3 protein-coding genes and 1 pseudogene are annotated in these 3228 nt (G+C 56.1%); 1 reads left to right on the top strand and 3 read right to left on the bottom strand.

Annotated features, from left to right (window positions below; genetic code table 11):
- The 3 genes and pseudogenes from KB557_RS10115 to rpaB all read right to left on the bottom strand — a co-directional run.
- Window positions 1–224, bottom strand: a pseudogene (locus KB557_RS10115) (3-oxoacyl-ACP synthase); the annotation flags it as partial.
- Window positions 224–1426 (bottom strand): phosphate acyltransferase PlsX, encoded by a 1203-nt coding sequence (gene plsX / locus KB557_RS10110; RefSeq protein ID WP_255133846.1) that lies wholly within the window; start codon window positions 1424–1426, stop codon window positions 224–226. The gene plsX and the pseudogene KB557_RS10115, both read right to left, overlap by 1 nt.
- A gap of 6 nt (window positions 1427–1432) precedes the next feature.
- On the bottom strand, window positions 1433–2194 hold the full coding sequence (rpaB, locus tag KB557_RS10105; protein ID WP_255133844.1) for a response regulator transcription factor RpaB: 762 nt from the start codon (window positions 2192–2194) through the stop codon (window positions 1433–1435).
- An 88-nt stretch (window positions 2195–2282) separates the two neighbouring features.
- On the opposite strand from rpaB, the gene KB557_RS10100 reads away from it, so the two are divergent.
- Window positions 2283–3228, top strand: a 946-nt coding sequence (locus tag KB557_RS10100) for an AAA family ATPase (RefSeq protein WP_255133842.1), incomplete at its 3' end; no start/stop codon positions are given.

Here is a 3228-nt window from a genome sequence, read left to right as displayed (position 1 = left end):
TCGAGGCTTTCCGGATCCCATCCAGCCCGTTCCAAAGCCAAACGCCCGGCTGCGCTTGCCAGTGTGGTGAGATTTTCCTGCTCTGCTGCAATGCGCCTTGCGGTGATGCCTGTGCGGCTGCGAATCCATTCGTCGCTGGTATCCACCCGCTGGCTAAGGGATTCATTGCTGATGCTGGTATGGGGCAAAGCGGCGCCGGTGGCGCAAAATCGAATGCCCTGCATCAGGCGGCCTCATCTGTGAGGCGGTGCAGATTTTCAAGGGCGCCATGGGAAGCGGCAGCATGGGCAAGCCGTAAAGCCCCTAATACGGAAAGGGCTTTGCTGCTGCCGTGGCCGATCACGCAGATTCCATCCACCCCAAGCAATAGGGCGCCGCCATGTTCAGCATGATCGAGTCGTTTTTTGATGCGTCGCAAGTTATTGCGTAAAAAAGCAGAACCCACCTTGCCGCGGCGACCGCGGGGTAGTTCTGCCTTAAGCACCTCCAGCAACACACTGCCCACTGATTCCAAGAATTTCAGCAACACATTGCCGGTGAAACCATCACAAACCACCACATCAAATTCGCCGGAAAGCACATCACGGCCTTCGCAATTACCAGCGAAATGGAAGCGTTTTTCTGCAGCTAATAAGGGATAACTACGCAAGGCAAGATCGTTGCCTTTACATTCCTCTTCTCCAATATTGAGCAGGCCGATGCAGGGCTTTTTTACACCGAGCACATCGCGGCTGTAGATATTGCCCAGCAAGGCGAATTGATGCAGATAACTGGGTTTGCAATCCATATTTGCCCCCACATCAAGCACCAAAACTTGATGGTTTGCATCCTTTGTTGGAAAAAGTGCGCCGATCGCGGGGCGCTCGATCCCCTTAAGCCGCCCCAGCCTAAAAATGGCAGAGGCCATCACTGCCCCTGAATTACCAGCTGAATACACCGCAAGGGCAGCGCCGTTTTTAAGCTGATCCATCGCCAAATTGATGCTGGAATCGCGTTTGCGACGCACGGCAGTGGCTTCCTCGTGCATTCCAACGGTGGCTCCAGCGGGCACTATTTCCAAAGCGCCTTGCGCTGTTGCCTGGTTCAGCCGCGCCTCCAATTTAAGTGCCTTAATGGCTGCTTTTAAAGGTGCTTCTTCCGCAACAAACAGCACCTTTAAGCCCAGTTGATCAATTGCATCAAGGCACCCTTCAAGGATTGGGCCAGGGGCGAAATCGCCCCCCATGCCATCAACGGCAATTGCGATGCGGGGCCCAGGCGGGCTGGCATTAACAAAAGGGTTAAATCCAGGGCCAAAGCCGATGCCGAATCTGCCCACCAGGCTGATCACCGGGCCGGTGCGGCGATACCAGATCACCAGCCGCCGCATGGCACGGCGGGGCCGCGGCCGGCGAATGCGGCCCGGCAGGGATTGGGGCTCCGCCATGGAGAATTAGCCTCCGTCGCCGCTGGCGCCGTCGATGATTCGTTGAAAAAGGTAACCCGTCCCGCGGGCGGTAAGGATAAGTTCTGGATTTGCAGGGTCATCTTCCAGCTTTGAGCGCAAACGGGAAATATGCACATCCACCACCCTTGTATCCACATGCCGTTCTGGGGTGTAGCCCCAAACCTCTTTGAGGATTTCACCGCGGCTGAAGGACTCCCCGGAGCGGCTCACCAATAGCTCTAGAAGGCTGAATTCCATGCCGGTGAGGCGGATGCGCTCGTCGTTGCGATAAACCTGCCTTTTATTTGTATCTACTTTTATCTGCCCCACCTGGATCATCCCTGAATTGGGAAGGCCAGAGCCACCGTGGTTATCTTTATCCACCCGGCGCAAAACGCAGCGAATTCGCGCTTCCAGCTCTTTAGGGCTGAATGGCTTCACCACGTAGTCGTCGGCGCCAAGCTCCAAACCGGTAATGCGATCTGCCACATCGCCTAAGGCGGTGAGCATCACGATGGGCACATCTGATTCCTTGCGCAGCTCCTGGCAAACGCCATAGCCATCAAGTTTTGGCATCATCACGTCTAGTACCACTAGATCGGCGGGCTGACGGCGGAATGCTTCTAAGGCTTCCTCACCATCGGCTGCGGTTATCACCTGATAACCAATCATCGTGAGACGCGTTTCGAGAATGCGACGGATACTTGCTTCGTCGTCTACTACCAGGATGATTTCTTTCCCGTTTGGCGGTGCAGCAGTAACTGCCATAGGGGCACAATCAGGGCGGAACAGTTGGACCACTCAACCGAGGTTTGGCTGTTTTTATGTAGAAAATCACATCAACCTTTACAAAACTTTGGCAAAAGGCAGCACCAACTACGTATGCGAAAGCTGCGGCGCCCAATCACGACAGTTTTTTGGCCGTTGTTCCGCCTGCGGTAACTGGAACACGCTTGTGGAGCAGGTGGTGGTGGCGAGCGATAGCCGTAGGCGTCGTTTGGTGAGTGCTCCAGCTGAAAATCCAACTCCAGCTGTGGCGCGCCGCTCAGAACCCATCTATGCGGTGGGGGATAGGCCGCTGCAAAGGCTTGCTAGCGGCTATGGCGAGCTGGATCGGGTGCTGGGGGGTGGCTTGGTGCCTGGCTCTTTGGTGCTGCTGGGGGGCGATCCAGGCATCGGCAAAAGCACCCTTTTGCTGCAGAGCGCCCAAGCCATGGCTCTACGCCACTCGGTGCTTTACGTGAGCGCTGAAGAATCAGCCCAACAGGTGAAATTGCGCTGGCGCCGCTTGGTGGATCAACTCAGCTCTAGCGATAGCGCAACCAGCAGCAACGCAGTTACTGAAAACAGCGCAAACCTTAATTTGCAGCTGCTGGCTGAAACAGACCTCGAACTGGTGCTGCAGGAGCTAGAGGCCCTAAGGCCTGCAGTGGCGGTAATAGACAGCATCCAAGCCCTCCACGACGCAGATCTCAGCAGTGCCCCTGGTTCTGTGGCCCAGGTGCGTGAATGCGCTGCCGCCTTAGCCCGGATTGCAAAACGCCAAGGCACAGCCCTACTGCTGGTGGGCCATGTCACAAAAGAAGGCGTATTGGCGGGCCCAAAGGTGTTGGAGCACTTGGTAGATGCGGTGCTCACCTTTGAGGGCGATCGCTTTGCCAGCCATCGCTTACTGCGGGCTGTGAAGAATCGCTTTGGGGCCACCCATGAATTGGGGGTTTTTGAGATGCGCGGCCAGGGATTAGCTGAGGTAACGAATCCAAGCGAGTTGTTTCTTGGTAGTGATGAACCCAGCGCTGGCA

This window comes from Synechococcus sp. Cruz CV12-2-Slac-r (genome assembly GCF_024346075.1).
Classification (GTDB): Bacteria; Cyanobacteriota; Cyanobacteriia; order PCC-6307; family Cyanobiaceae; genus Synechococcus_D.
The sequence above is the reverse complement of the archived record's forward strand: the minus strand, read 5'-3'. Positions and strand labels throughout refer to the sequence as shown.